This is a genomic window from Mycolicibacterium psychrotolerans (assembly GCF_010729305.1).
In the GTDB taxonomy this organism is placed as follows: Bacteria; Actinomycetota; Actinomycetes; order Mycobacteriales; family Mycobacteriaceae; genus Mycobacterium; species Mycobacterium psychrotolerans.
Map to the genome: position 1 here is coordinate 3,488,547 of NZ_AP022574.1, position 25,537 is coordinate 3,514,083.

The 25,537-nt window shown below is 65.8% G+C and carries 24 protein-coding genes and 1 pseudogene; 12 read left to right on the plus strand and 13 right to left on the minus strand.

From position 1 onward, the window contains the following. The first annotated feature begins 3 nt into the window (after window positions 1-3). Together G6N45_RS17075 and G6N45_RS17080 are read left to right on the plus strand one after the other, a co-directional pair. Window positions 4-516, plus strand: coding sequence for a hypothetical protein (locus G6N45_RS17075; RefSeq protein WP_163723333.1), 513 nt, complete (start codon window positions 4-6; stop codon window positions 514-516). Window positions 517-649: 133 nt separating this feature from the next. Beyond that, window positions 650-3,619, plus strand: coding sequence for an eCIS core domain-containing protein (locus G6N45_RS17080; protein WP_197746844.1), 2,970 nt, complete (start codon window positions 650-652; stop codon window positions 3,617-3,619). A 580-nt stretch (window positions 3,620-4,199) separates the two neighbouring features. Here the strand turns inward: G6N45_RS17080 and G6N45_RS17085 are convergent. Then, the gene (locus G6N45_RS17085) at window positions 4,200-7,451 is read right to left on the minus strand and encodes a LuxR C-terminal-related transcriptional regulator (RefSeq protein WP_163723334.1); all 3,252 of its coding nucleotides are present in this window, start codon (window positions 7,449-7,451) and stop codon (window positions 4,200-4,202) included. Window positions 7,452-7,718: 267 nt separating this feature from the next. Between G6N45_RS17085 and G6N45_RS17090 the strand changes: the two genes are divergently transcribed. Next, window positions 7,719-9,101 carry an FAD-dependent oxidoreductase gene (locus tag G6N45_RS17090; RefSeq protein ID WP_179965192.1) on the plus strand — a complete coding sequence of 461 codons (1,383 nt, stop codon included), beginning with the start codon at window positions 7,719-7,721 and terminating at the stop codon, window positions 9,099-9,101. Between the two features lie 215 nt (window positions 9,102-9,316). Here G6N45_RS17090 and G6N45_RS17095 read toward each other — a convergent pair whose 3' ends face one another. The 4 genes from G6N45_RS17095 to G6N45_RS17110 form a co-directional block, all read right to left on the minus strand. After that, window positions 9,317-9,649, minus strand: a complete 333-nt coding sequence (locus G6N45_RS17095; RefSeq protein ID WP_163723335.1) for a type II toxin-antitoxin system PemK/MazF family toxin — start codon at window positions 9,647-9,649, stop codon at window positions 9,317-9,319. Further along, window positions 9,646-9,852: an antitoxin MazE-like protein gene (locus tag G6N45_RS17100; protein ID WP_163723336.1), complete on the minus strand. Its 207-nt coding sequence runs from the start codon at window positions 9,850-9,852 to the stop codon at window positions 9,646-9,648. Before G6N45_RS17100 ends, G6N45_RS17095 begins: the two co-directional genes overlap by 4 nt. A 220-nt stretch (window positions 9,853-10,072) precedes the next feature. Next, window positions 10,073-10,384, minus strand: a complete 312-nt coding sequence (locus G6N45_RS17105) for a type II toxin-antitoxin system PemK/MazF family toxin (protein WP_163723337.1) — start codon at window positions 10,382-10,384, stop codon at window positions 10,073-10,075. After that, window positions 10,374-10,607: a hypothetical protein gene (locus tag G6N45_RS17110; RefSeq protein ID WP_163723338.1), complete on the minus strand. Its 234-nt coding sequence runs from the start codon at window positions 10,605-10,607 to the stop codon at window positions 10,374-10,376. The genes G6N45_RS17105 and G6N45_RS17110 overlap by 11 nt, the downstream gene beginning before the upstream one ends. 147 nt (window positions 10,608-10,754) lie before the next feature. Here G6N45_RS17110 and G6N45_RS17115 point away from each other — a divergent pair, with 147 nt between their 5' ends. Beyond that, entirely contained in the window at window positions 10,755-11,000 is a 246-nt protein-coding gene (locus G6N45_RS17115; protein ID WP_163723339.1) for a type II toxin-antitoxin system Phd/YefM family antitoxin, read from the plus strand. After that, on the plus strand, window positions 10,997-11,386 hold the full coding sequence (locus G6N45_RS17120; RefSeq protein ID WP_163723340.1) for a type II toxin-antitoxin system VapC family toxin: 390 nt from the start codon (window positions 10,997-10,999) through the stop codon (window positions 11,384-11,386). The genes G6N45_RS17115 and G6N45_RS17120 overlap by 4 nt, the downstream gene beginning before the upstream one ends. An 84-nt stretch (window positions 11,387-11,470) precedes the next feature. Here G6N45_RS17120 and G6N45_RS27730 read toward each other — a convergent pair whose 3' ends face one another. Together G6N45_RS27730 and G6N45_RS17125 are read right to left on the minus strand one after the other, a co-directional pair. Then, window positions 11,471-11,617 carry a hypothetical protein gene (locus tag G6N45_RS27730; protein ID WP_170312453.1) on the minus strand — a complete coding sequence of 49 codons (147 nt, stop codon included), beginning with the start codon at window positions 11,615-11,617 and terminating at the stop codon, window positions 11,471-11,473. A gap of 163 nt (window positions 11,618-11,780) precedes the next feature. After that, a complete protein-coding gene (locus G6N45_RS17125) occupies window positions 11,781-12,137 on the minus strand; it encodes a VOC family protein (RefSeq protein ID WP_163723341.1) in 357 nt (118 codons plus the stop codon). 150 nt (window positions 12,138-12,287) lie between these two features. Here G6N45_RS17125 and G6N45_RS17130 point away from each other — a divergent pair, with 150 nt between their 5' ends. Next, window positions 12,288-13,130, plus strand: coding sequence for an alpha/beta fold hydrolase (locus G6N45_RS17130; RefSeq protein WP_163723342.1), 843 nt, complete (start codon window positions 12,288-12,290; stop codon window positions 13,128-13,130). A gap of 32 nt (window positions 13,131-13,162) precedes the next feature. Here the strand turns inward: G6N45_RS17130 and G6N45_RS17135 are convergent, their stop codons facing one another. Both G6N45_RS17135 and G6N45_RS17140 read right to left on the minus strand, forming a co-directional pair. Then, window positions 13,163-15,397 (minus strand): catalase, encoded by a 2,235-nt coding sequence (locus G6N45_RS17135; protein WP_163723343.1) that lies wholly within the window; start codon window positions 15,395-15,397, stop codon window positions 13,163-13,165. Between the two features lie 199 nt (window positions 15,398-15,596). Further along, a complete protein-coding gene (locus G6N45_RS17140; protein WP_235570320.1) occupies window positions 15,597-15,950 on the minus strand; it encodes a hypothetical protein in 354 nt (117 codons plus the stop codon). Between the two features lie 240 nt (window positions 15,951-16,190). Here G6N45_RS17140 and G6N45_RS17145 point away from each other — a divergent pair, with 240 nt between their 5' ends. Then, complete coding sequence (locus G6N45_RS17145) at window positions 16,191-17,000, plus strand: LLM class F420-dependent oxidoreductase (protein WP_057148068.1); 810 nt, start codon at window positions 16,191-16,193, stop codon at window positions 16,998-17,000. Between the two features lie 161 nt (window positions 17,001-17,161). Beyond that, window positions 17,162-18,874, plus strand: a complete 1,713-nt coding sequence (locus G6N45_RS17150; protein ID WP_163723344.1) for a GMC family oxidoreductase — start codon at window positions 17,162-17,164, stop codon at window positions 18,872-18,874. Between the two features lie 160 nt (window positions 18,875-19,034). Here the strand turns inward: G6N45_RS17150 and G6N45_RS28090 are convergent. Further along, window positions 19,035-19,139 (minus strand): annotated as a pseudogene (locus tag G6N45_RS28090) (3-oxoacyl-ACP reductase); the annotation flags it as partial. Between the two features lie 212 nt (window positions 19,140-19,351). On the opposite strand from G6N45_RS28090, the gene G6N45_RS17165 reads away from it, so the two are divergent. Beyond that, the gene (locus G6N45_RS17165) at window positions 19,352-19,999 is read left to right on the plus strand and encodes a dihydrofolate reductase family protein (protein WP_163723345.1); all 648 of its coding nucleotides are present in this window, start codon (window positions 19,352-19,354) and stop codon (window positions 19,997-19,999) included. Window positions 20,000-20,069: 70 nt separating this feature from the next. Here G6N45_RS17165 and G6N45_RS17170 read toward each other — a convergent pair whose 3' ends face one another. Continuing rightward, the gene (locus G6N45_RS17170; protein WP_163723346.1) at window positions 20,070-20,510 is read right to left on the minus strand and encodes a pyridoxamine 5'-phosphate oxidase family protein; all 441 of its coding nucleotides are present in this window, start codon (window positions 20,508-20,510) and stop codon (window positions 20,070-20,072) included. A gap of 170 nt (window positions 20,511-20,680) precedes the next feature. On the opposite strand from G6N45_RS17170, the gene thiD reads away from it, so the two are divergent. Together thiD and G6N45_RS17180 are read left to right on the plus strand one after the other, a co-directional pair. Next, on the plus strand, window positions 20,681-21,529 hold the full coding sequence (gene thiD / locus G6N45_RS17175) for a bifunctional hydroxymethylpyrimidine kinase/phosphomethylpyrimidine kinase (RefSeq protein WP_163723347.1): 849 nt from the start codon (window positions 20,681-20,683) through the stop codon (window positions 21,527-21,529). Between the two features lie 49 nt (window positions 21,530-21,578). Next, window positions 21,579-22,145: a dihydrofolate reductase family protein gene (locus G6N45_RS17180; protein ID WP_163723348.1), complete on the plus strand. Its 567-nt coding sequence runs from the start codon at window positions 21,579-21,581 to the stop codon at window positions 22,143-22,145. 17 nt (window positions 22,146-22,162) lie between these two features. Here G6N45_RS17180 and G6N45_RS17185 read toward each other — a convergent pair whose 3' ends face one another. After that, window positions 22,163-23,065, minus strand: coding sequence for an LLM class flavin-dependent oxidoreductase (locus tag G6N45_RS17185; protein WP_246228707.1), 903 nt, complete (start codon window positions 23,063-23,065; stop codon window positions 22,163-22,165). 313 nt (window positions 23,066-23,378) lie between these two features. On the opposite strand from G6N45_RS17185, the gene G6N45_RS17190 reads away from it, so the two are divergent. Further along, complete coding sequence (locus G6N45_RS17190; protein ID WP_308207060.1) at window positions 23,379-24,473, plus strand: S1C family serine protease; 1,095 nt, start codon at window positions 23,379-23,381, stop codon at window positions 24,471-24,473. Window positions 24,474-24,487: 14 nt separating this feature from the next. On the opposite strand, the gene G6N45_RS17195 is transcribed toward G6N45_RS17190, so the two are convergent. After that, the gene (locus G6N45_RS17195; protein WP_163723350.1) at window positions 24,488-25,525 is read right to left on the minus strand and encodes a zinc-dependent alcohol dehydrogenase family protein; all 1,038 of its coding nucleotides are present in this window, start codon (window positions 25,523-25,525) and stop codon (window positions 24,488-24,490) included. Window positions 25,526-25,537 lie beyond the last annotated feature (12 nt).

Consider the following 25,537-nt stretch of genomic DNA (forward strand, 5'->3'; position numbering starts at 1 on the left):
AATATGCCCAATGTCTTTGTGGCCCAGGATCGGATCAACCTGGAGGGGCTTGGTGATGCCCTCCTGCTGTCCCGGGTGTCGGCGAAGAACCGCCAGCATGCGCTCCTGGAAATCCAGCGCGCCAACCCGGGACTGCACTTCGACCGCATCGACCCCGGTACCGTCGTCGTCGTCCCGTCTGTGGAGGGACTGAGGGCCAGGTCGACCGAGGATCCGATTGGTGTCGCGGCCGACGATCAGATCCAACGGCTTACCGACGGCCTGGACGGCCTCACCGCGGCGGCCGAGCAGGGGGAGGGGGACCGGAAGGCCGAAACAACGCGTCAGCTCGCTGCGCTCGACGAATTCCTGGCCACGGGGGTGCCAAATCAGGTGCCCGAGCTGGCCCAGATCGCCGACTCCGCGCGCTCTACGCTCAAACGGGACGCGACGGCGGGCAGAGTGCAGCTCAATTCGCTGCGCGCGGCCCGCGACACCTGGCTGGAGCAACTGGCTCAGTTGCGCTGGCTTCTGTGACTTCTCACGAGCTCACGTGAATGCGCTCATCGGCGGGCCGGCCCTTATCGCAGGTTGAAAACGCAGAGCCAGTTTGGGAGCTGACACCGTCTTCGCATGAGACGGAGATCGGCCAGTAATTGCGGAGGAAGGTATGCGGGCGTTACAGCAGAAGGCGAAGGTCGCCAAGAACGGGGGCGGCCGTTCCGCAACTCCTGGCACAGATCCAGATGCGGAGATCGGGTTGGGTGAACCGCAGATTCTTCAGAGGTCCGGAATCGCGCCGCTCATCGGACATGATCTTAGCCGCGTTCCCCTGCATCCGCGGATACGGCCGGCAATCCAAGCCAAGCTCGTGGTCAATCGGCCGGGTGACCGATACGAGCAGGAGGCAGATCATGTTGCCGAGCAGGTGATGCGCCAGCCGGAAAACGAGCAGCACGCATGCGCGTGCGGCGGCAGCGCGGAGGCAGACAGATCGTGCGAGGAGTGCAAGAAGCAGTCCAGCGGAACGGCCTCGGGAACGGCGCTCCAGCGTCAACCGTCCTCCCATGCGGCGGCAGCAGGCGGCGAGGCGCCGGCTAGCGTGCGTTACACGCTCTCCGCGCCCGGTCGGCCGCTGGAGCATTCCACGCGCAGGTCCATGGAAGATCGCTTTGGCGTGGATTTTTCCGCGGTCCGCATTCACACTGACCGCGCCGCGGAGACGAGCGCACGAGCCGTGGGCGCGCGGGCTTACACGGTTGGTCGCGATATCGTGTTCGGCCCCGGGGAATTTGCGCCGGACGGCGCGACAGGGCGGCTGCTGCTGGCGCACGAACTCACCCATACGATTCAACAGACCGGCACCGCCGCGCCGCCGATCGCCGTGCTGCAGCGCCAGATTGGCGATCCGTTGGAGGGCTTGGATCTCCCTGACCCCAGCGCCGTCCAATCGATCGTGATCGACACGGAGTCGTACCGCACGCGCTTTCGCACCGTGGGCGGGACGACTTACGACGGCACGGTGACCAGCCGCAGGACGACCTTCGAACCCGGTGACTACATACTCAAACAGGCCAGCGGCAAGGATCCCAGGGCCACTTGGAAGATTTTCAATACCGACCACACCATCTATCGCGGAGGGCTTGAATTCGAGGTACTTCTCAACGGCGTAGCTTTCGAGAACTTGTCCTATACGCCTGAGATCTCGTTGAAGGTCGTGAGCGGCTTGCTGCCGAAGCTCATCGACGTGGAAGCCCGTATCAAGCAGATCCAGGATGGCATCACCAAGGGCCTCAAGGATCCCGTGATCGTCGGGATGTTCGAGGACATTCCGACGGAACAGGCGGAGGCCTTCGTAAAGCGGCTGCGCGAAGAAAAGGTGGGCGATATGCAGCTGCTCGACAAGCTGGATCACTATGTCGACGGCGAGGACAACGTTACGCTGCACCAACTTCTCTCGCGGCTGAAACTACAAGCCGGCGGCACGAAATCGGCTGCGGCCCTAGCCGATGCCCCGCAACTGGCCTGGCACGACGTGATGGGATTCTTCGAACAGCAAGCGGTGTTCAGCGTGACTGCCGTCGGCAACGGCAAGTATCGCATTCGCTACATGGGGGGCGTCGCCAGCGGATTGTACGGTTCGCCCGAATATTCCGAGGTTCAGTCGATGGGACGCAGGGACCGACTGAACATCATGACCAGCGGTATTGAGGTGGATGCGGATCAGCCCATCATCGTGCACGATTACGACAACGACCGCCAAGTGGTTTTGACGGCGGAAGACCTGATCGCGTATCAGCACGCCGGTGTTCGCAAGTTTCTGCAGGACATCGGCACGATCGCCGCGCTGGCGACGCCCGCTGGCGCCGAATCGGTGGGGGCCAAGGTGCTGCAATACGGCGTTCAGATCGCGAGTATGGCCACGCTGATCGTGGATGAAAACAAGCTCAACATCAAGAAGTGGTTCCCGAAATGGGGGCCGGCCATCATCGACGCCAGCGAGAAGATCAAGCTGGCCATCGCTGTTGTCGGGGTCGCGCAGTTGGTGCAGGGAGGGTGGAAGTTGTTCGCGAATCTGCGGCGGCTACGGTCGGCGCGGTCGGCGATGGACGAGAAGGCGGTGGTTTCGAGCGCCGAGGAATTGACGAAGGCCGAACGGCAGGCTGCCAACCTGGAGGCGAATGCTGACAAGTTGCTCAATCAGGCGGACATGGCCCGCAAGGAGTTGGGCTTGGCCGAAGAAGCGGCGGAAGCCGGGCAGAAGGTCGAAGGCGGCGCCAAGGCAGGCGTTGTTGAAGCGCCCAGTCCTGCGACTCCCTCTGTTTCGCCATCCGTGAAGACGCAGGTTATCGACGCGGCGATCGGCAGGGCGCAGTTCAGCGGCGATTTCGCAAGCCTCGCGAACCGCGAGCTGGCCGACGCGGCGCAGAACCGCGGGCGGCTGCGCCTTTCGAAGATGCCTGGGTACAGCGTCGAGGTCCCGATCGAAGGAACGGATCACTTTCTGGCGCGCAACGCGAGCGGCGGCTGGTGCCTGTTCTCGGGAACGCCGAAGGGTTGCGGCGCGATCACGGTGGCCAAGACGGTGGATGAGCTGTTCGAGGAGATCGGCCGCGAGGTGGGAACCAGCAAGATCACCACGCGCATGGGCTCGTCGGCCAAAGTCGACATCGCCAAGGCGGTGCAGGACGCGAAAGACGCCGGATTTGTGGGCGCGGCCGGCGAACCCCTGGGAGTGGACTTGGCGGTGCAGCCGCATAGCGCCGCGCCAGCCACGCGGAAGGCGCTCGGCGTCAGCGGCAAAGACGTCCAATCGTCACACCACGGGCCGACGGCGGCGCTCAAGGACGTCGAGGGATACAGTCGCGGGGGCGCGTTGACCGTGCTCTTACCGCGCGCCACGCACAAGGCTTTCGACGATACGTGGAAGGAATGGTCCATCGCCCAGCGCCAGGCCGGCAGGACCCAGGCCACCGTCAAAGAGTTCCTCGGAATCGTGGACCAGGCGATCGAAAAAACGCCCGGCATCGAAACTCGGACCAAGGGGGCAATGTCGACGGTGCTGTTCAATGAGCTCTACCGGGATCTCGGTCTGCAGCCCGATGACCTGATTACACTGCCCTATCGGAATATCAAGTGAGTCAGTGATATTCCTCATCCAATAGTATCGGCATTCCATCGAGGTGACGGGCCGACCGGTGAGAGCGCCACAGTCAGGGGTGTGGCCTGGCGCTGTCAGATTGTTCTGGAACGTAGGGCGAGAAGTCGGACAGCTCTCAGGTATTCCCGGATTACTCCCAACTAGTTCCGGATCGGACACGAGGTGAGGATCATCGGCACTCGACGAGTTCGCCCGCAGGTCCCTAATGCCGATAAGCCGGGTGTGGCCTGGCGCTGTCAGATTGTTCTGGAACGTAGGGCGAGAAGTCGGACAGCTCTCAGGTATTCCCGGATTACTCCCAACTAGTTCCGGATCGGACACGAGGTGAGGATCATCGGCACTCGACGAGTTCGCCCGCAGGTCCCTAATGCCGATAAGCCACATTATGTCAGGCAAAGTACGTCGTGTTGCCTGGCGGCCCAACGACCGGCGGGACGTTGACGCTCGCCTCCCGAGCGCGGAATTCGATGCTCGTAACGGCTTTACTCGGATGCTTCTTGCGATGACGCCTCGGCCCGGACGGGCTGGTGCCGATCCGCGGGTTGCCCGGCGCTATTGGTCAGCCGTGGCGGGCCGCCTCTTGGACCAGTTGCACTCGGGATTTGAGCCCCAGCTTCGTGTAGATGTGCGTGAGGTGCGTCTCCACCGTGCGGGGCGAGACGAACAACCTCGACGCGATGTCCTTATTGGCCAACCCTTCGCTGAGCAGACGAACGACGTCGCGCTCGGTGGGAGTCAGTGCCGCCCAGCCCGTTGGGGGGCGTTTGCGCTCCCCGCGACCACGCCGCACGTAGGCGATTGCCTCGATGGTGGGCAACTCGGCGCCGTCGGCCCATGCCCGGTCGAAATCATCGTCGCCCAGTGCGGCGCGAATGCTCGCGACGGTCGCCTCGTAGTCGGCCTGGTGGACGGCGAACCGCCTCACATTCATGCGAAGCCTCATGGCGTGGGCCGCGCCGAGCAGCCTGGCCGCTTCCTCGAGGCTGCCAGCCCCGGCCGCCGGCGCGGCAAGACATTCCAGAATGTCGGGGATCGCCAGATACGCGCCGAGTTCAGCGGCGAGCGCCAGCGCGTCGTGGCCGTCGCGTTCGGCCCGAGCCCACTCGCCCGCCCTGAGTGCGACCCGGGCCCGCGTCGTCAACGACTCGACGAGGTACCACCCCTTCGCCACGGCGACCGCATCATCGGCGCACCGGTGGGCCGTGTCGGTATCGCCGGCCGCCAATGCGGCCTCGGCCGACAGGTAGACGTACATCTGCTGGATCGTCGGGGCACTGGCCAACTGCTCCAGGGCGATCCGGCACGCGCTGTCGGCCGTCTCGACGTCGCCGGCGGCCAGCGCTCCGACAGCCCGCACGCCCCAGGAGTTGCCGGACCACAGCCCACCGAGTTCCGTCATGGCCGCCATCACCTCGTCGAGCACGACATGGGCCGACGCCACGTCCCCTTGCCGATACAGTGCCTGCGCCTCGTAGTTGACGCTCACCATGCCCCAGACCCGATCGGAATCCGCATCGGCACGCGTCTTCGCTTCACGCAGCATGGCGACCGCCCCGGCGAGATCGCCGGTGATCATGTGAGCCCAGCCGATCCACGTACGGCACTGGTGTGACGTGGTGCGGTCGCCAATGGCATCGGCGACGTCACGGCCTTCCTCCGCAATCGCGAGCAGCGCCTTCGGGTTACCCGCCAGGAACGTCAGCGTCGTCTGTCTGCCCAGAATCTGCGCGAGCATCCAGCGCTCTCCCGACTCGCGTGCGAGCCCGATCGCCTCGCCCAGATAGGCTTCGGCCGGCTCACCGCAGCTGGCGGCGACGAAACCGCGGGCCACGAGGGCTCGCATCAGCAGGGCCGGATCGCCGATGTCGCGGGCGATCGCGAGCGCTTGTTCGACGTCGTCGGTGCCGCCGACGCCAAGGGCGTCCATTTTGAGCACGCCCCTATCGGCCAGCGCCCGCGTCCGCACCTCGGCCGACACCTGGTCGGGCCAACCTTGCTTGGTCGAGAACACCGAGTTGAACCACGCCAAGCCCTCGTGCATCCGCCCGAGCGGAAGCCATACCAGGTGCAACGACGAGGCCAGCCTCAGCGCGGCTTCGTTGTCGGAATTCTCTTGGCACCACGCAAACGCAGCACGGATGTTGTCGAACTCGGCTTCGACGAGTTCCAGTGCGTGTTCGCCACTCGTCTGCGACGCGGACTCGAGCAACTCGGTGAGCCCCGCGTAATGGTCGCGGTGCCGGCTGCGCACCGCATTCGCTTCCCCGGACTCGCTCAACTTCTCCTGCGCATACTGCCGTACGGTCTCCAGCAGTCGGTATCGTGTTCGGTCCGAGGCATTCTCGGTCCCCACGAGTGACTTGTCGACGAGTAGCCCGAGCTGGTCGAGAATTTGAAAGCCCTCCAAGTCGGCACCGCAGCACACTGCTTGCGCGGACTGCAGAACGAACCCGCCGACGAACACCGCCAGCCGTCGAAAGAGCACGCGTTCAGGCTCCGTGAGCAGCGCATGGGACCACTCGACCGACGCGCGCAGCGTCTGCTGTCGCCGCACCGCGCTGCGCGCGCCACCGGTCAGGAGCCGGAAGCGGTCATGCAATCCGTCCATGATCTCGGCCAACGACAGCGCTCGCACCCGCGCCGCGGCCAGTTCGATGGCCAACGGCATGCCGTCCAGGCGGCGGCATATCTCCTCGACAGTGGCCACGTGCCGGTCGGTGAGGATGAAGTCGGATCGCGCTAAACGCGCTCGGTCAGTGAACAATTCGATCGCCTCGTCGGTCAACGACAGCGACGGTACGCGCCAGGTCACTTCCCCGGCGACTCCGACGGGCTCTCGACTGGTCGCCAGAATGGTCAACCGCGGGCACGTGCTGACGAGGCCGACGACGAGTGCGACGATCGAGTAGATCAGGTGCTCGCAGTTGTCCAGCAACACGAGTATTCGGCGCTCCCCGACGAACTTCTGGAGCGCATCCATGGTAGACAGGCCCGGCCGGTCGGCGAGGCCGAGCGCGCGGGCCACCGTCACGGCGACCAGCTCGGGATCCGTGATCGGCGCCAAGTCGACGTACCACACCTCGTCGCCAAACAGGGCCGCCGAGCGCGAGGCGACCTCAATGGCGAGCCGGGTCTTGCCTACTCCCCCCGCACCGGTCAGCGTCACCACGCGGTTGACCTCAAGCAACTGACGCAATTCGGTCAGCTCGGCCTGGCGGCCGATGAAGTTGGTCAACTGGATTGGAAGGTGCTGGTAATGGCCCACTTTGGCGGTCCGCAGCGGCGGGAACTCGGCCCGGATGTCCGGATGACACAGTTGCAGGACGCGTTCAGGGTTCGGGAGGTCACGCAGTTGGTGGGTGCCCAGATCGGTCAGCCAAGCGCCTGCCGGGAGCAGGTCGGCGACCAGCGCCTGGGCGGCCCCCGAGAGCACCACCTGCCCCCCGTGCGCCAGCTCACGCAGCCGCGCAGTTCTGTTGATCGTCGGTCCGATGTAATTCCCTTCGTCGCGCAGGTGGACTTCTCCGGTGTGAATGCCGATTCGCAGCCGAATCGGCCCCAACGGGGCACGCTGCAGGTCCAGTGCGAACGCCACTGCGTCGCTGGCCCGTGTGAACGCGACGACGAAGCTGTCCCCCTCACCTTGCTCGACCGGTCGTACACCGAGATGGGTGCCGACGAGCTCGGTGAGCGTGCGATCCAGCTGAGCGACCGCGGCCGTCATTCCGCCCGGGTCGGCCTCCCACAGTCCCGTAGACCCCTCGACGTCGGCGAGCAGCAGCGTGACCGTTCCCGTGGGCATTTCGCTCATACCAGGTCGCTCCAGTTTAAACATTCGGCCCGCAGACCAGATTCGCTCATGCTAGCCAGCATGCGGCAATCCCCAGGTTCAAAACGTCGGGGAAATCCCGTATCCCGCTGGTCGTGACCTTGGAGTTCCGGCCCGGCCAGCCATCCGGCCCGCTGCGCAACCCATGTCGGAGGACGGGACCGGTCGCCCGAATCTCTGAGTGCTCACCGATGGTCGTGGCCGAACAACCCCCCATCCTCGAATGACGATCCATCCGAGGAGGCAATCATGGCGCAGGCACTCGTCCTTGGCGGCAGCATGGCCGGGCTGCTCGCAGCGCGGACGCTATCCGACTTCTACGATACGGTCACCGTCGTCGAACGCGACGACCTGCCAGAGACTGCTGTCGACAGACGCGGCGTACCCCAGGGGCGCCACATCCACGGCCTGCTGCTGCGCGGTGCGCACGCACTTGAAGATCTACTCCCTGGAATCCTCGACGAACTCGTCGACGGTGGCGCCCGCGTCTTCGACGGGCAGGACTTGTCGCAGCTTTACTTCTGCATGAACGGGCACCTCGCCGTGAGGGCCGGTGCTAGCCAACGGATTCGGACCTACAGCGCGACCCGACCGTTTCTCGAGAGCCATGTACGGCACCGCGTGCGGGCCATCCCGAACGTCACCTTCGCCACGAACCACGATGTGGTGGAGCTGACCGCGAGCCCTAGCGGCGCACGCATTACCGGGGCGCGAGTCGTCGACCGCGGAAGTCGGAAACAGGTGGATGTCTCGGCCGCGCTGGTGGTCGACGCGACAGGGCGTGGGTCACGCACGCCAACGACGCTCGAGCGACTGGGCTACCAGCAGCCCATCGAGGAGCGCGTCACCTCCGACCTCGTCTATCGCACTCAACGACTAAGGATGTCCCCGGAGTCGCTCAATGCGCAGGGCCTGATCGTGTCGCCAGTCCCCGGACGGCCGACGGGGATTGCGCTTGCGGCGGCGGAGCAGGACATCTGGATGCTCTCGGCATTCGGAATGGCCGGCGCCCAGCCGCCCACCGACTTCTCCGAGCTGTGCGGGTTCGCCGAAGAGCTTCTGCCCGCTCAGGTCGCGGCCGCTCTGCGCAATTCCGAGCGCGTCGGAGACATCGTGTTCTACCGCGTTCCGTGCAGCAGGTGGCGCCGCTATGACAAGGCACGCTTGCCCGAAGGACTCCTCGTCGTCGGCGATGCCTTCTGCAGCTTCAATCCGATTTACGGACAAGGCATGACGGTCGCCGCGCTGCACGCGTTGGCTATGCGCGACTGTCTATCCAGCGGTACGCACGACCTTGCGCGACGCTTCTTCCGGGCGGCCGCGAAGCCAACGCGCAACGCGTGGCGGATGGCAACCGGCGCCGATCTGTCGCTGCCTGAGATCCGTGGCGCGCCAACGCTGTCGACCCGGCTCTTCAACCGCTATGTGGACCGCGTGCTGGCGGCCGCCGAACACGACGTCACCGCCTTCGAACAGTTCGTTCTGGTGGCCTGGCTGGTCGACTCGCCGCTCTCACTTCTGCGCCCGTCGATCGTCGGGAGTGCCATCATGGCACATCGAAGGCGAACCGGTCCTTCGGCAGGGGACCCTGCCACGACCCGAAAGCAGCGAACGCTGGTCGATGGGCACTAAGCCGAGGTGGACGACACCGTGACGGTGGCGGACCCAACCGCTTGGCCGCCGACGGCCATCGCATCCAAAGAGGAGGTCTTGAGGTTGCGAACCATCGGCATCAGTCATATGGAAATGTCATCTTGATCTGGACAGCTTGGATCTAATTGATCCGAAAGATGTTGGCTTACATCAAGTTCACGCATGCCAACTTAGCTCGGAAGGGAAATTCTCGCCTATCGCGCAAGGCCGAGGAATGCCATCATCGCCCGTTCGACCTCGACGACTTGCTCCGCTGTCAGCCGGCCAACCCGGACGTGGACATTCGACCTTTTGACGGTTGTGAGCTTGTCGATCATCACGTCACTGTCGTGATCAAGTCCGGACAACCGGCCGTCTCCGCCGGCAATCCGGATGCGCATCAACGGTGCATCCAACAGCGTGCTGGACATGGGAGCAACAGTTACTGAACTCGTGGCAGCAAAGAGGTCATCCTGAACAATCACCGCGGGACGCGGCTTGGTCGCGTAGACGCCCCCCGCTACGGTCCAGATCTCCCCTCTGTTCACTCCTCGTCCCATGGCGCCGAGATGGCCTCAATGAAGTCCTGGTCATCGGAGCTTTCGCCTGCTCGTGCGACCAACGAAGCCTGACGATGCGCCTCGGCGGCAAAACTCTCAGTCCGCACGTCGGGCACCCAGACCTGCAGCGGCCGCAGGCCGCGCTCCCGCATCCGCCGTCGGTACTCGCCGACCCTTTCTCTCACCGCCATGCCGCCATGTTACATGTAACGTCGAGTCCGGCCAGCTCGATCGTCAGATCGGCCGGTGCGGCGAACAAACCTCCGCCACTTCCCCGCGGCATCTCTACTGTTTCACTATCCCAAGCAGGGAGGAATACGGCGGAATCGAATATGGCGGATCACCAGTGAGAGTGCACCGTATCACGTTGTTTACCAACGTCTTTCGTCCCATGTGGTGACCGCGCAGCGCTCAGAGATCGAGGACGACGCGTAGGGCTGCATCGACGCGCCGCATTTCGTCGAAGCTGAGGAACCCGACGCTCTTGCCGAGCCGGCCAGGATCTATCGCTGCAGTCTGTTCAGCAAGCACCCGGGTGTTGAGGCCGCCGATTTCAACTTCGGGTCGGAAGCTGGCGGCACGAGCCGACGTGGACGTCGGTGCAACCAGCCAGGTCGACAGTGGCAATTGATCTGACTGAATAACGACGGCGTAGCGGAAACCGGCCTGTTCGTGACTGCGGCTACCCCGCGGGGCATGCAACTGAAAAACCTCACCACGCACGCAGGGTCTCCATATCGCGCAGCACCTGCATGGCCTCCGCACGATCGGACTCGTCTTCGGCAAGGCGCTCTGCCTCGGCGCGAATCGCCGCGCGGGCCTTCCGGCGTGCGGCATCGATCAGAGCAGATCGAACGGCCGCGGACACAGCGGTGCCGTCTTTGGTCAAGACCTCCAGCGCCTTCGAGGTGTCTTCGTCGGGCCGGAAGGTAATCGTGTCAGCCATAGCGACAGTGTACGACGATTTGTAAGACAGTCGCTGGGTTCGTCCTCTTGATTGTTCTCGGTACAGGTCGAGCTTCGATCTCCACTCGCCCGAATCACGCTATAACAGCTAGCGCGAAGAGCGGGTTTTGAGAATACTCTGGTGGCTATGAATGTGGAAAAGGTATCCAGCACCGACGCCAAGAATCGGCTCAACGCGCTCCTTGCCGATGTGGAACGAACCGGCAAGACGGTCATCATCACCAACCACGGTCGCGATGTCGCGCGCCTGGTGCCCGCCACCCCGACCCCACGGACGTTCGGTCAACTACCGAACCTGTCCGTCCCTGCAGATTTTGACGAGCCGTTGCCCGATTCCGAGCTTGCGCGCTGGGAGGGTGAGGAGTCGTCGTGAATATCCTGCTGGACACACATGTTCTGCTCTGGCTGGTCAGTCAGCCAACCACGTTGGAGGCCGAGGTACTCGGCCAGCTCGCCGACCCCTCAGCCTCCGTGTGGGTGAGCGCGGCATCGGCTTGGGAGATCGCCACCAAGACGCGGCTTGGCCGGTTGGAGGGCTCCACACTGCTGGCGACCTGGGCCAGTCAGTTGGAGGCGATGCGGGTCGATGACCTGCCCATCGGTTCCGACGACGCGATCCTCGCCGGCCGACTGACCTGGGACCACCGCGACCCTTTCGATCGCGTCATCGTCGCCCAGGCGATACGTCGCAATTTCACGGTCGCGACCCGCGACGCGAAGATCCTCGCCGGGGCACTAACCCCGACTCTGAAAGTCTGAAACTTGACTTCGGCGACGCCGTGGCGGCCGCCCGCCGCTTTGCGTCGAGTTGACTGAACCGCCTCGTCGATCAAGGGTTGGCCATTAGTCCGTTTTGTCGTCGTCGCGGTGCGCAGCTTCGATCACCTCGGGCGGCGCCGGCTTCTGCAGCCAGGCCCTGATTCGCAGCAACCCACCGGCAACAGCACCGACCGCGAACACCGCGACGCCGATCCACACTGCAGAGGACATAGAGCAATTGTCCGTCTAAGTCGAGTCGTTTGCCGCCGGTTACGCACGACTCCCGGCCTACCGGTGCCCGGCGATTGTCCTCGAAGGCCTGCTGGTGTCTCGTTCCTGATACCCGCGTGCCCGCCGACCGCACAGATGGCGCGGCGTACGAGCGCACGGACGATCAATCCGACGGCGGCTCGTACAGTTGGAGATCGTTGCCTTCGGAGTCCTTGAAGGAGGCGATTCGGCCCCAGGGATGGTCGCTGATGTCGCCGACGAACGACACACCTTCGCCCTTCAGCCGAGATACCTCATCCTCGAGACCGCCGTCTGGCCGGAAAGTCAGCAGCGCGCCGCCACCCCCGTCCGCCCCGGACGATTCGCGAGCGTTGAGGCCGACCATCAATCCGTTGGCATCCAACTCGGACCAATCGTCCGTCTCTCGTTTCACCTCGAGACCAAGTGTCTCGCCATAAAAGCCCAACGCCCGCTTCATGTCCTTGACCGGTAACCACACCGTTGCCACACCTGACGCCATTTCCTGCCACCTCCATCTCCGATGTTGCCGAACGCCAAGTGCGATACCCCTTGACGTCATCGTGAGTCCGGGCGAATTGTGACGTCTCGATGACTCGTCGCTCGGGCGGTGCGGCGATGAGTTTCCTGTAATAAAAGGGTCAACTCCGGCATGACCACCACAGACGGCCTCATCTCCCGCTCGCTCGACGTTCCCGGCGCTCGCCTGCATTACGAGGTCCGCGGCTCCGGTCCCCTGTTGCTCGTCGTCGGTTCGCCGATGACGGCCGCAGAGTTCGCTCCCCTGGCTCACGCCCTGGCCGGTGACCGCACCGTCGTCACCTACGACCCGCGCGGCTTCGGGAGCAGCCCGGTCGACGATCCCGACGGCCCGTCGACCCCCGAACTCCGAGCCGATGACGTGGCGGCGATCCTCGACGATCTCGGCGCGGCCTCGGCCGACGTGTTCGGGTCCAGCGGAGGAGCCGTCACCGGTCTTGCGTTGGTGGCCCGGTTCCCGGGCCGGGTGCGCACGTTGATCGCGCACGAGCCGCCACTGCTGGAACTGCTGCCCGACGCCCAGGAACAGCGAGCGGCAACCAAAGACATCACCGACACGTTCCTGTCCGACGGACTGCGCGCAGCGTGGATGAAGTTCATGGTGAACGCGGGATTCGACGTGGCCGCCCTCGGCTCCGATCCTGCTGGGCAACCCGAGTCGCAGGGCGAACCGATGGACCCCGAACGCGAACTCGCCGAGGGCGCCCGCTTCTTCGTGCACGACCTGGCGCAGACGACGCAGTACGTTCCCGACTTCGAGGCATTGCGGGCATCGACGTCGCGCATTGTCATCGGGCTCGGAGCCGAGTCCGGCCACCTGCTGACCCACCGGACGTCCGTTGCCCTCGCGGAGCGACTCGGCCTGCACACCACCGAGTTCCCCGGCGATCACGGTGGATTCATGAGCGCCCCAGGTGAGTTCGCACATCGCCTGCGCGAGATCCTCGCGGCCTGACGGGTCACGTCGCTCGTCGGGCCCGCCGGGGGTCAGACCGCGACGTCGCGGCTCCAGACCCGGTGCTCGCCGAGGCTTTCGATCAGCGAGGTGGCCAGCGCTGAAGCCTCCGACCCGCTGAGAACACCCTCGGCGCCCTCGCTCACACCCGCCCGGACCAGCAGATCGGTGCCCTGCGGCAGCACCGCGATCCCCTTGAAGTGGCGGAACACCTCATCGACGAGGATCTTGGCCTGCACGGTGCCGGGCGAGCCGGCGATCACCAGGGCGTCGAATTCGATCGAACGCGCGGTCGCATACGTCCGAGAGATCGGTACGCTTCCACCCTCGTGGGCGAGCGTGCCGCCGTGCGCCGCGATCACCAGGGGCACCAGCTTCGCCGCTCCGAGCGCGTCGACAACGGTCGAAACGTCGCTGAGGTCGGAGTCCGGGCCGACGAGGACGCCGATGTTGCGCCCCTCCACCGGCCAGCGCTGACCCACCTGAGACACCGCCGGGCTCACCACAATCGGCTCGGTCGGCGGCGCGGTAGGCACGGGCGGTTCGAGACCCAACCCTGCGGCGACCGTCGCGCACAGCTCGGCGTCGATGTTCGCCAGCGCCACCAGCTGCCGCTCCTTGATCGCCTGCTCGTAGCACTTGCCTAGTTCGAAGGTATACGCGTCGGCGACGTGGGCTTGCTCGACAGGGCTGAGGCTACGGTAGAACATCGTCACCTGGCTGAAGTGGTCGTCGTAGGAGGCCGGGGCCGCACGAACTTTCGTCGACTCTGCCACCGCCGCCGGCGCCTCGATGAATGCGCCGGTATCCGCGCCGGCGAAGAACGGGCACCCGCCGTCGAGGGAGTTCGGTTGGTAAGGCGCGACCCCCGGATGCACGCCGTGTTGGTGGAAGCCGTCGCGGAGCATGTCGTTGACGGGTGCGTGCGGGCGGTTGATCGGGATCTGCCCGAAGTTCGGCCCACCCAGCCGCGTGAGCTGGGTGTCCAGGTAGGAGAACAGCCGCGCCTGCAGCAGCGGATCGTCGGTGACGTCGATACCGGGCACCAGATGTCCCGGATGAAATGCCACCTGTTCGGTCTCGGCGAAGAAGTTGGTGGGATTGCGATTGAGCTGCATGGTGCCGATCACCTGAACCGGCACCAGTTCCTCGGGCACGATTTTGGTGGGGTCGAGTAGATCGATGCCCTCGAACATCTGATCCGGCGAATCCGGCATCACCTGCACGCCGAGGTCCCACTCGGGGTAGGCGCCCTTCTCGATCGCGTCGGCGAGGTCACGGCGATGCAGGTCCGGATCCATTCCGGCGGCGATCTGCGCCTCCTCCCACACCAGCGAGTGCACGCCAAGGCGCGGCTTCCAGTGGAACTTCACCAGCGACGTCGAACCGTCCGGGCCGGTCAGCCGGAAGGTGTGCACGCCGAAGCCTTCCATCATCCGGTAGGACCGCGGGATGCCCCGGTCGGACATGTTCCACATGGTGTGCGCCTGGGCCTCGGTGTGCAGCGACACGAAGTCCCAGAAGGTGTCATGCGCACTCTGGGCCTGAGGGATCTCACGATCGGGATGCGGTTTAGCGGCGTGGACGACGTCGGGAAACTTGATGCCGTCCTGAATGAAGAACACCGGGATGTTGTTGCCGACCAGGTCGAACGTGCCCTCATCGGTGTAGAACTTGGTCGCGAAGCCTCGGGTGTCGCGGACCGTGTCGGCCGATCCGCGGGAGCCCAGCACCGTCGAAAAGCGAACGAACACCTCCGTTTCCGCGCCCGACTTCAGGAATCCCGCCATGCTGATCTTCTCCGCCGCCCCGTTGGCGTGGAACACACCGTGTGCGGCCGCGCCGCGGGCGTGCACCGCGCGCTCGGGGATGCGCTCGTGGTCGAAGTGGGTGATCTTCTCCCGGAGGTGGTGGTCCTGCAACAGCGTCGGCCCGCGGCGTCCGGCTTTGAGGGAGTGGTCGGTGTCGTAGAGCCGGGCACCCTGCGCGGTGGTGAGGTACTCCCCCTGTTGCCCCCGCGCCGTCTGACCGCCGCCGACGGAAAGGCCGGTGGCCGTGCGCAGATCTGGCCCACCCTGATCGGGTTTCGGCGGCAGCGGCTCGCGCGGGCTCGTCGGCTCGTCGAACGGCGCCGGCTCCGGACCGGGTGCGCCCGGGATGTACTTCGGGCTGTGCTGCTGCAGCCGCTCAGCGGCTTCCTTCACCTTGTCCTTGGCGTCTTTGACGACGCTCTTGATGGTCTCTTTGGCTCCGCGGTCGGTTGCCATCGCATCCCCTTCATCACGAAGCGGGCCCGCCGAATGGGCCTGCTCGGGTCGATCGCCCGGCTTCCCGCTACGGCGCTACGTAAACGCGGTCGCGCCGTTGGAGCCGGAGAACACCGTCGACGTGGTCCGCCCGGTGACCGAGTTCCTCGTCCGAATCCCCGCGGGCGCCCCGGCCGCCCCGCCTGACCCCCGGCGCGGGTCAGGTCGCAGGCAGAGCCCACCGCCATTCGTGGTGGACGTCCCAGCCGTCCACCACCTCCACCAATGCCATGACTCCAGTGGGATAAACGAGGGACACCAGCCATCGGCGCGAGCCGCCCTCGCTAACGGAAAAGCCCGCCTTCAAGAATCGCTTGAGCCACTTGATCTCCAGCTGGTCGCGCCGGAAATCAAACGCCGGAACCGTCTGACCCGCTTGAAGCCGAGACCTGAGATCTGAGATCTCCAAGGCCTTCTCGACCCACTTCGAGTACTCCTTGACTGTGCAGCGCAAAGTGTCATCGGTGAGTTCGAGCGCGGCTCGCGTTGAGAGCGGGTTGAGGCGGCTCTTCACCAAGTAGACCTCGGCGCGGGGTGGTGGCGACAGGGTCATTTCAGGGCTTCGAACGCACGAGAAGACTTGCTGGCACGTCACCTACTCTCCCAGTCGGCAGTCAGCCATGGAAGGTGGCCCGCCACGACCGCGTCTGGCGGGCCGCGCTCATCGGCGGCGTCCCGCCTATGCCGTTCCGGAATAAACCCCACGCCGGTGAACTTGGCTCTGGAGTCGCCCTCTCCCGACCCAGGAGCATCCATGACCCGTCCCATCCGCGTCGCCGTCCAGATCCAACCCGGCGGTACGCCCGACTACGCCACGTGGCGCGATGCCGTCCTGGCCGCCGACGACCTCGGCGTCGACGTCATCTTCGGCTACGACCACTTCCACCGCCCGGCGATGAAGGGCATCGTCGACGGCAAGCCGGTCATGTTCGACGAGCAGCCCGACGTCGCCAACTTCGAGGGCTGGACCGCGCTCGCGTCCTGGGGCGAGATCACCACCCACGCGGAGATCGGGCTTCTCGTCACCGGTGTCGGCTACCGCAACCCCGACCTGCTCGCCGACATGGCACGCACCGTCGACCACATCAGCGGCGGCCGCCTCATCCTCGGCCTCGGCGCGGGATGGTACGAAAAGGACTACACCACCTACGGTTACGACTTCGGTACCTTCGGCTCCCGCTTCGATCTGTTCGACGAGAGCCTGATCCGCATCGAGAACCGGCTCGCCGCACTGATTCCGCCGCCCGTGCGCAAAATTCCGATCCTCATCGGCGGTACGGGCCCTAAGCGTTCGCTGCCCGCCGTTGCCCGGCACGCCGACATCTGGCACGCCTTCCAGGACCTGGATGCGTTCCGCAGGTCCAGCGACCGCGTCGACGAGCTGGCAGCGACGTTCGGCCGCAACGGCGCCGATATCGAACGCTCGACGCTGTGGCAGGACGAACGCAGCGCCGATGCGTTCCGCGAGGCAGGGGTCACGTTGTTCCAGACCGAACTCACCGCCGACGACGGCTACGACCTCACGTCTCTCAAGGAGGTTGTCGCCTGGCGGGACAACGGGTGACCCATGGTCACAGCTGATCAAGTAATGGTGTCGCGAACCTGGCAATAAGCTCCTGCGTATTGCTCTGCTGCCCAGGGGTTCTCGACTACCGACCCGCAGCCAGTAAGGGCGTCCTCGCCTGCTTGACTTCGGCTCGCTCTCCGCTGTGCAACGATGCAGGAATGGATCCCGTCGCCGAGTTCGACTTCGTCATCGTCGGAGCAGGCAGTGCGGGCTGCCTGCTTGCCAATCGGCTCAGCGCAAACCCCGATCACCGCGTGCTCTTGGTCGAGGCCGGCGGCAGAGACGACTGGTTCTGGATCAAGGTGCCGGTGGGCTATCTGTACACCATTGCCAACCCCCGCACCGACTGGTGCTTCATGACTGAGGCCGATCCCGGTCTGGCCGGTCGCAGCATCCTCTACGCGCGCGGCCGCGTGATCGGCGGCTGCTCATCGATCAACGCCATGATCCATATGCGTGGGCAGGCCAGCGATTACGAACTGTGGGCGCAAGCCACCGGTGACGAGCGATGGCTTTGGGGTGGCCCAGACCGTCCGGGCGAGACACTGGCGATCTACAAGGAGTTGGAAGACTACTTCGGCGGGGCCGACGACTGGCACGGCTCCGGTGGCGAGATCCGGGTCGAGCGGCCGCGGGTGCGCTGGAAGATTCTGGACGCCTGGCAGGCCGCTGCAGCCCAACGCGGCATCGAGCCGATCGATGAGTTCAACCGGGGCGACAACTCCGGCAGTGCGTATTTTCATGTCAACCAGCGGCGCGGTCGGCGCTGGTCGATGGCCGATGCTTTCCTACACCCCATCATCCACCGCCCCAATCTCACCGTGTATCCACAGACCCAGGCCATGCAGCTGCTGATGGACGATCAGGTCCACGAAGATCAGCGTCGCGGTGCCTGGACCACGGCGCAGCACCGCGTCACTGGTCTACGGCTGCTCAAAGACGGCCAGATGGTCGACGTTCGCGCCCGCCGGGAGGTGATCCTGAGTGCTGGAGCCATTGGTTCGCCGCATCTGATGCAGGTCTCGGGTCTAGGCCCGGCCGGGCTGCTCGCCCAGCATCATGTGCCGGTGGCCGTCGATCTGCCGGGAGTCGGCGCAAACCTCCAGGACCATTTGCAGCTGCGAACGGTCTACCGCGTCCGAGGCGCGCGAACCGTCAACACGCTGTACCGGAACTGGATCACCCGTGCGGGCATGGGAATTCAGTACCTGCTGCTGCGATCAGGACCCATGACGATGCCGCCGTCCACACTGGGGGCTTTCGCCAAGAGCGACCCCGCGCTGGCCAGCCCCGACTTGGAGTGGCATGTGCAGCCTTTGTCTCTGGCGAAGTTCGGCGAACCTCTGCACCCGTTCGGCGCCATCACCCCCTCGGTCTGCAACCTGCGACCGACCTCGCGTGGTCATGTACGAATGGCCAGTTCGGATCCGCTGACCAACCCGAAGATCCTCTGCAACTACCTGTCCACAGATGCCGATCGTGACGTCGCGGTGCGCGGCCTCCAGATGGCCCGGCAGATCATGGCGGCGCCGGCACTCGCCCGCTACTCGCCGGAAGAGATGCTTCCCGGCTCCCGAGTGGTGACAGACGACGAGCTGCAGATCGCAGCCCGTGAGTTGGGCACCACCATCTTCCACCCGGTTGGCACCTGTGCGATGGGTGCGTTCGACACACGCGGTCTGCCACGGTCGGCCGCCACGGTTCTTGACACCGATTGCCGTGTGTTCGGCGTCGCCGGGCTCCGCGTGGCTGATGCTTCGGCGATGCCCACGATCACTTCTGGGAACACCAACGCGCCGGTCATGCTGATCGCAGAGCGCGCAGCGCGGGCGATCCTGGGGTCCCTGAAGAGGACGGAGCGGACGCACTGAAGGTTGGGTTATCCGCTGGGGACTCGAAGCTCGGTCGCCAACGTCTCTTGGCAGGGCCACGACGCCAACAGAGCCAGATTGTCGGCGGTCGGTCCGCCCGCCGCTGCTGTGTAGACGTTCACATGCAGGCCAGGGTCGGTGGGCAGATCCATGAACTCGAGCGCGCGATCATCATCCCGATGCCTCTGGTGCCGCCGGTGACCAGGCCGCGCTTGCCACTCAGGTCGAAACGATTTGCATGAGTTGTGAATTGGTTGGCTGGCACATATCGCCTTTCGTTATGGCCGGACAGGACCGCCAGTTGATGCCTTCTCACCTTCGGTCCCAAGCTAGGCGGTATCTCCGACGCCAAGGAGATCCCCGTGGTGCGGGTAATGTCAGAGTCCCCCTTTGCCGGCGCCCCGCGATGAGTCTGACGAACCCCGCCGGTCAGTAGGTGTGTTCGTCTGGTCCATCCGATCACCGAAGGAATCGCACATGTCCCGCACCCGCGTCCACAATCTGAACATCTCCATCGACGGCTACGCCGCCGGCGAGTACGTGACGCTCGACGCGCCGATCGGCGGTGCCGAGCGGCTGTTCAGTGGATTCGATGGGCGCGCTATCCACGGGATCGACCGGGTGGACGCCCCGATCACGGTGGACCGCGCCCTCACCACCCTGTGGGGTCAGGGCGTCGGCGCCGAGATCATGGGACGTCGTAAGTTCGGCCCCCACGAGGGCGATTGGCCCGACGACGGGTGGCGCGGCTGGTGGGGTGACGAGCCACCGTTCCAGACACCGGTCTTCGTCATGACCCACCACCCGCGCCCCGCGATCGACTTTGCCAACGGCACCAGCTTCCATTTCGTCGACGCGCCACCGCGCGAGGTATTGTGCCTGGCCCAGCGGGCTGCGAACGGTCGCGACGTCCGTCTCGGCGGAGGCCCGTCGACGGTGCGGCAATTCCTCGAGGCCGACCTCGTCGACTTCATGCACTTGGTCGTCGTGCCCGTGATCCTCGGGCGCGGCGTCTCCCTTTGGGAAGGCTTGAGCGGCGTCGAAGACCGCTTCACAATCGAGACCGTCACTTCGGCCGGCGGACTCACCCATCAGCTGTGGAACAGGAAGACCGTCGGCGGTTGAGCACCAGTCAGACCGGGCACCCTCCGCCCGTTACACGCTGACCGAGCTCGCGGACGAAAGAGGCCTCGAGCTATCCGCTCCCTGTTTCGAAGCGGCCGGTCTTCTCCGCCAGGTGGATCCGGTAGACGGTTCCCGTGAATTCCGCACCAGAGTGGGCCGCGGCATGTGCGGCAGCGAACTCGGGCCCGAGAACAGGCGCCAGCCGATCCAGCAGTAGATTCAGGCCATCTCGGGCGGCGCTGCCTTGGAGCAGTTCGGCTGTCCCCCAAGCGATCACGCTGCGCCAGTTCGAGAGGTCGGTGATGTTCTCGACCTCGAAGCACACCGTGTCGTCGTGGCTCAGCGCGGTGAGCTTGGCGCCCGGCATCGAGTGCCCGTACACGCAACCCTCGTGGTACACGTAGCACACCGGCACCACATACGGTCGCCCGCTGCTCAGGCAGCCGATGCGGCCGACGACGCCCCCGCGCAGCTCGGCCTCCACATCGGCGGCATCGAGGTCGCCCAGCATCTACTACCTCCCGGTTGCGGTGCACGTTCACTTTGAACAGCTCGATGCTGCGTCGCCCGCTGCGTCGCGGTAATGGCCGAAAGACCCATGGTGCGCGGGCGTCGGTCACCGGTTCTCATCCAGCCGATAGTGTTACCACCACCGAAACCGTCTCACGAAGCGATCGATACATGGCCGACACGACGCACAGCCTGCCGCTGACGCCGCCGGGACAGACCCCGCGCCGCGTCATGACGATCGCGGGCTCGGATTCCGGTGGCAGTGCCGGTCTGCAGGCCGACATGCGCACATTCGCGATGCTGGGCGCGCACGGCTCTGCTGCCGTGACGGCCGTGACAGTTCAGAACACCCTGGGCGTCAAAGCATTTCACGAGGTTCCGGCGGATGTCGTTGCTGCCCAGATCAGCGCGGTGGCATCCGACATCGGAATCGAGGCGGCCAAGACGGGCATGCTGGCCTCGACCGCAATCATCAGGGCCATCGTGGCGACGTGGTCGGCGGAAGGGCTCGACGGCACCGTGCCTCTGGTCGTCGATCCGGTATGCGCCTCCAATGTCGGCGAGCCGCTTCTGCACGCCAGCGCACTCGACGCCATGCGCGACGAACTGATCCCCCTGGCCACGCTGGTGACGCCGAACCTCGACGAAGTGCGACTGCTCGTCGGGATCGAGGTCGTGGACGACGACACCCAGCGCGACGCGGCCAAGGCGCTGCACGCGCTGGGCCCGCAGTGGGCACTGGTCAAGGGCGGCCACCTGCGCACCTCACGCATCAGCTCCGACCTCCTGTTCGACGGCTCCGATTTTCATCAGTTCGCGGCGGCTCGAGTCGACACCCGCCACGACCACGGCGCCGGCGACACGCTCGCCGCGGCGATCACCGTGGCGCTGGCACATGGCCACTCGGTTCCCGATGCGGTCGCATTCGGCAAGCGCTGGGTGACCGAGTGCATTCGCGCCGCCTATCCCCTGGGCCACGGCCTCGGCACGGTGAACGGGATGGCCAGTCTGTACCGCTGACTCGCGTGGCGTCGCGATGAGTTCCGCGCTTCGGTGCAGTCTGATCTGCGTGGGCACACTCATCTATGGCTTCAACGTGTCGGTCGACGGGTACATCGCCGACGCAGACGGCAACATCGACTGGGGCGAGCCGAGCGAAGAGTTGCACCAGTACTGGAACGATTTCGAGCGGGAGACCGCCCTGTCGTTCTACGGGCGGCGGCTCTACGAACTGATGTCCTCTTACTGGCCGACCGCCGACAAGGCGCCGGACGCCACTCCGCAGATCGTCGACTACGCCCAGGTCTGGCGCGACATGCCCAAGGTGGTGTTCTCGCGCACCCTGGAGTCCGTCGACTGGAACTCCCGCCTCGAACGCGGCGACCCGGTCGAGGTGGTCAGAAAGCTCAAAGCCGAAACCGAGGGCAGGCTGGAGGTGGCCGGCGCGACGCTGGCCGCACCGATCGTGCAGGCCGGTCTGGTCGACGAGTACCGGATCGTGCTCGCGCCCACCGCCGTCGGTGGCGGTCTTCGGTTCTTCCCCACACTCCCGTCGTGGATTTCGCTGCGGCTGGTGGAGAACCGCACCTTCCCAGGGGGCACGGTGCTGCTGCGCTACGAGGCGAAACGCGACTGATCGGACGCCCGCACGGATCAGCCGCGGCGTAGCAGCGGCGCGACCTGAGTGCCCACGAACTCGACGTACTCCTCGATGGGCACCGCGGCCCGCGGCTGGAACACCAGCGTGTCCGCGCCGGCAAGGAGCCACCGTTGCGCCGCGCCGGCGATCTCCTCGGCGGTACCCCAGACTCCGACGTCGGCGCCGGGATCAAAGCCCCACTCCCCGATCTCATCGAGAAGATCTCGGCGGGCGTCCGGCCCCGTCGTGCACAGCAGATAGGTGACGATCGCGTGCCCGCGCGCGTCGGATCCCTGGCCGGCGCGGATGTGAGAAGCCGCGGCGCGCAACTGATCTGGAGAGGTCCCTCCGGTGATGACGGTACCGGCGGCGAGTTCGCCGCTGAGTCGCAGCGTCTTCGGTCCCACCGCAGCAGCCAAAATCCCCGGGGCGGGATCCGGTGGCCAGTCGAGCTGCACCTGATCGAGGTCGACGTACCGACCGTGGAAGGTGACGCGTTCTCCGCGCAACAGCGCGGTCAGGCAGGTGAGGTACTCCCGAAGGAGCGTCATCGGTGAGCTGACCCTCTCGCCGATCTGAGCCATCCAGTCCTGCACGCCGTGGCCGACGCCGATGCGAAGCCGCCCGGGGAACGCGCGGGCCAGGGTCGCGATCTCCATCGCTGCCAGCGCGACGTTGCGCACCGGCACGGGCAGCACTCCGACGCCCACTGTGAGACGACTGCTGTGCGACAGCGCGACGGCCGCGGCCGAGATGCCGCCGGCCAGGAAGCAGTCTTCCCACAACCACAGTTCGTCGAGCCCGGTGGCATCGGCCGTTGCCGCCGCTGCCGCTATCAGCTCCGGCGCCGTCTGCGGGCGGTAGACGGCGCCGACTCGCGGCACGGCCGGGATCGTCGTCCGCCAGTGCGTGGTCACGTTCGGATCCTCGCACAGTGTCCGGCATCACTGGGAAGACCGCGATGTTCTCGGCCTTTGCTGAAGTCCTTCTCAGTCGCGTCTCAGACGTCATCGGCACGCTCGAAGCAAGCGAAAGCATTGCGTACGACCGAAGGGAACGACACAGATGGTGAACCCGCCCCCATCCCCCGCGTATGAACCGAGACAGGGCTACGACTGGGCGGGCGGGAACGCGCAGCTTCCTCCGAATCCGTTGTTCGACAACCACACACACCCGGCACCCGTGCCGCGTAGCCGGCGCCGCGACGGGCGACGCCGCACGCCTCGCGTCGTGGTGCTTGCGGGCGCGGCAGCGATCGCCATCGCAGGCGGCGGCATCGGTGCGGCGACAGCGGTAGCCGTGCAGGACCACGCCCCTTCGTCGGCGACTTCGCCGTCCGCAGAACGCGTTCAGGCGCTGAAGCCCGCTGCCGACGCCGCCCCGGGTTCCGTCGAGCAGGTGGCCGCCACCGTGATGCCCAGCGTCGTGAAACTGCAGATCACTACGGGCCAAGGCGTTGCCGAGGGTTCGGGGATCGTCCTGAGTCCCGACGGACTCATCCTCACCAACAATCATGTGGTCGCCCCGGCGACCGAGAGCGGCACCGCGGGCGCTCAACCCGCGGCTTTCGACGGCGGAGACACGACGAGCACCGTGACGTTCTCCGACGGGCGCAGCGTGCCGTTCACCGTGGTCGGCACCGACCCGACCGGCGACCTGGCCGTCGTGCGCGCCCAGGCCGTCACCGGACTGACGCCGATCGCCATCGGCTCCTCGAAGGACGTCCGGATCGGCCAGGAAGTGGTCGCCATCGGATCCCCGCTGGGTCTGCAAGGCACCGTCACCAAAGGCATCGTCAGCGCATTGAACCGACCGGTGACAGCCGGAGAAGGCGGTGGCGACTCCGGCGTCGTACTTGAGGCGCTGCAGACGGATGCCGCCATCAACCCCGGTAACTCAGGCGGTCCCCTCGTCAACATGAAGGGCGAACTGATCGGCGTGAACTCGGCCGGCGCCAGCACCGGTTCCGGTGGGGGGTCGATCGGACTCGGTTTCGCGATCCCGTCGGATCAGGCCAAGCGCATCGCCGACGAGTTGATCTCCTCCGGCACCGCCAGTCACGGATCGCTCGGGGTTCAGCTGAGCACCGACGGAGGAGACGCGGCCGGCGCGGCGGTGGCCGACGTCGTCGCGGGCAGTCCGGCGGCCCAGGCTGGCCTGTCGAGCGACTCGGTGATCACCAAGATCGACGATCAGGTCATCGACGGACCGGAGGCTCTCGCCGCGGCGGTGCGGTCCAAGGCGCCGGGTGATCAAGTGTCGGTGACTTATCAGGACGGTTCGGGCGCGACGCGGACCACGCAAGTCACGCTCGGGTCCACGTAGCCGAGGGCGGGAAATCAGCGGCGTGGGTCGATGATCGTGATGCCGGCGGGCGAGGCGGTGTCGAAGGTCGGCAGTGCCGCGGCCGCGTCCTCGAGCCCGATGGTCCGCTCGATGAGCTCCTGTGGCCGCAACTCGCCACGCTCGATCATCGCCAGCATCGGGGGGTAGTCAGCCGCCCCCATCCCGTGGCTTCCCAAAACGTCGATCTCCCAGGCGATCACGCGATCCATGGGCAGACGCGGGTGACCGTGCACCGGCGGTAGCAGACCCACCTGCACATGCCGGCCGCGTCGGCGAAGACTGAGGATCGCGCACGCGCACGCCGCTTCATTGCCCACCGCGTCGACTCCGACATGACTTCCACCGCCGGTGATCTCGTGAACCCGTGCAGCAATGTCGTCACTGTCGACGACCAGGGTGTGGTCGGCCCCCAGCGCTTCGGCCGCGGCCAGGGCGCCGGGCGTGCGATCGATCGCGATCACGTTGGCGCCCAGCGCCTTACCGATCATGACCGCGCTCAGCCCCACCCCGCCCGCGCCGACCACGGTCAGCCACTCCCCTTTCGACAGGCCGGCGCGGCCGGTGAGCGCCCGATAGGCGGTGGCGAACCGGCAGCCCAGGCTCGCGGCCGCCGCGAACGAGACGGATTCGGGAAGAGCAACGAGGTTGGTGTCGGCAGCGGGCAGAGCGACGTACTCGGCGAACGAGCCCCAGTAGGTGAAGCCCGGCTGCTCCTGACGGGGACAGACCTGCGCGTTGCCGGACCGGCACCATGCGCATCTGCCGCAGCCGCACACGAACGGCACCGTCACCCGGTCACCGACTGTCCACCGCGTAACGCCGGCGCCGACCGACTCGACGACGCCGGCAAGTTCATGGCCCGGAACGTGCGGAAGCGTGAGATTCTCATGACCGGCCCACGCGTGCCAGTCACTGCGGCACAAGCCTGTTGCGCGCACGTCGACCACGACGCCGTCGTGCGGCGGCGTCGGGTCCGGTACGGTCCGGATCTCGAGTGGACCGCCGATGCGATCCATCACCATTGCGCGCATCCGTCCAGTCTG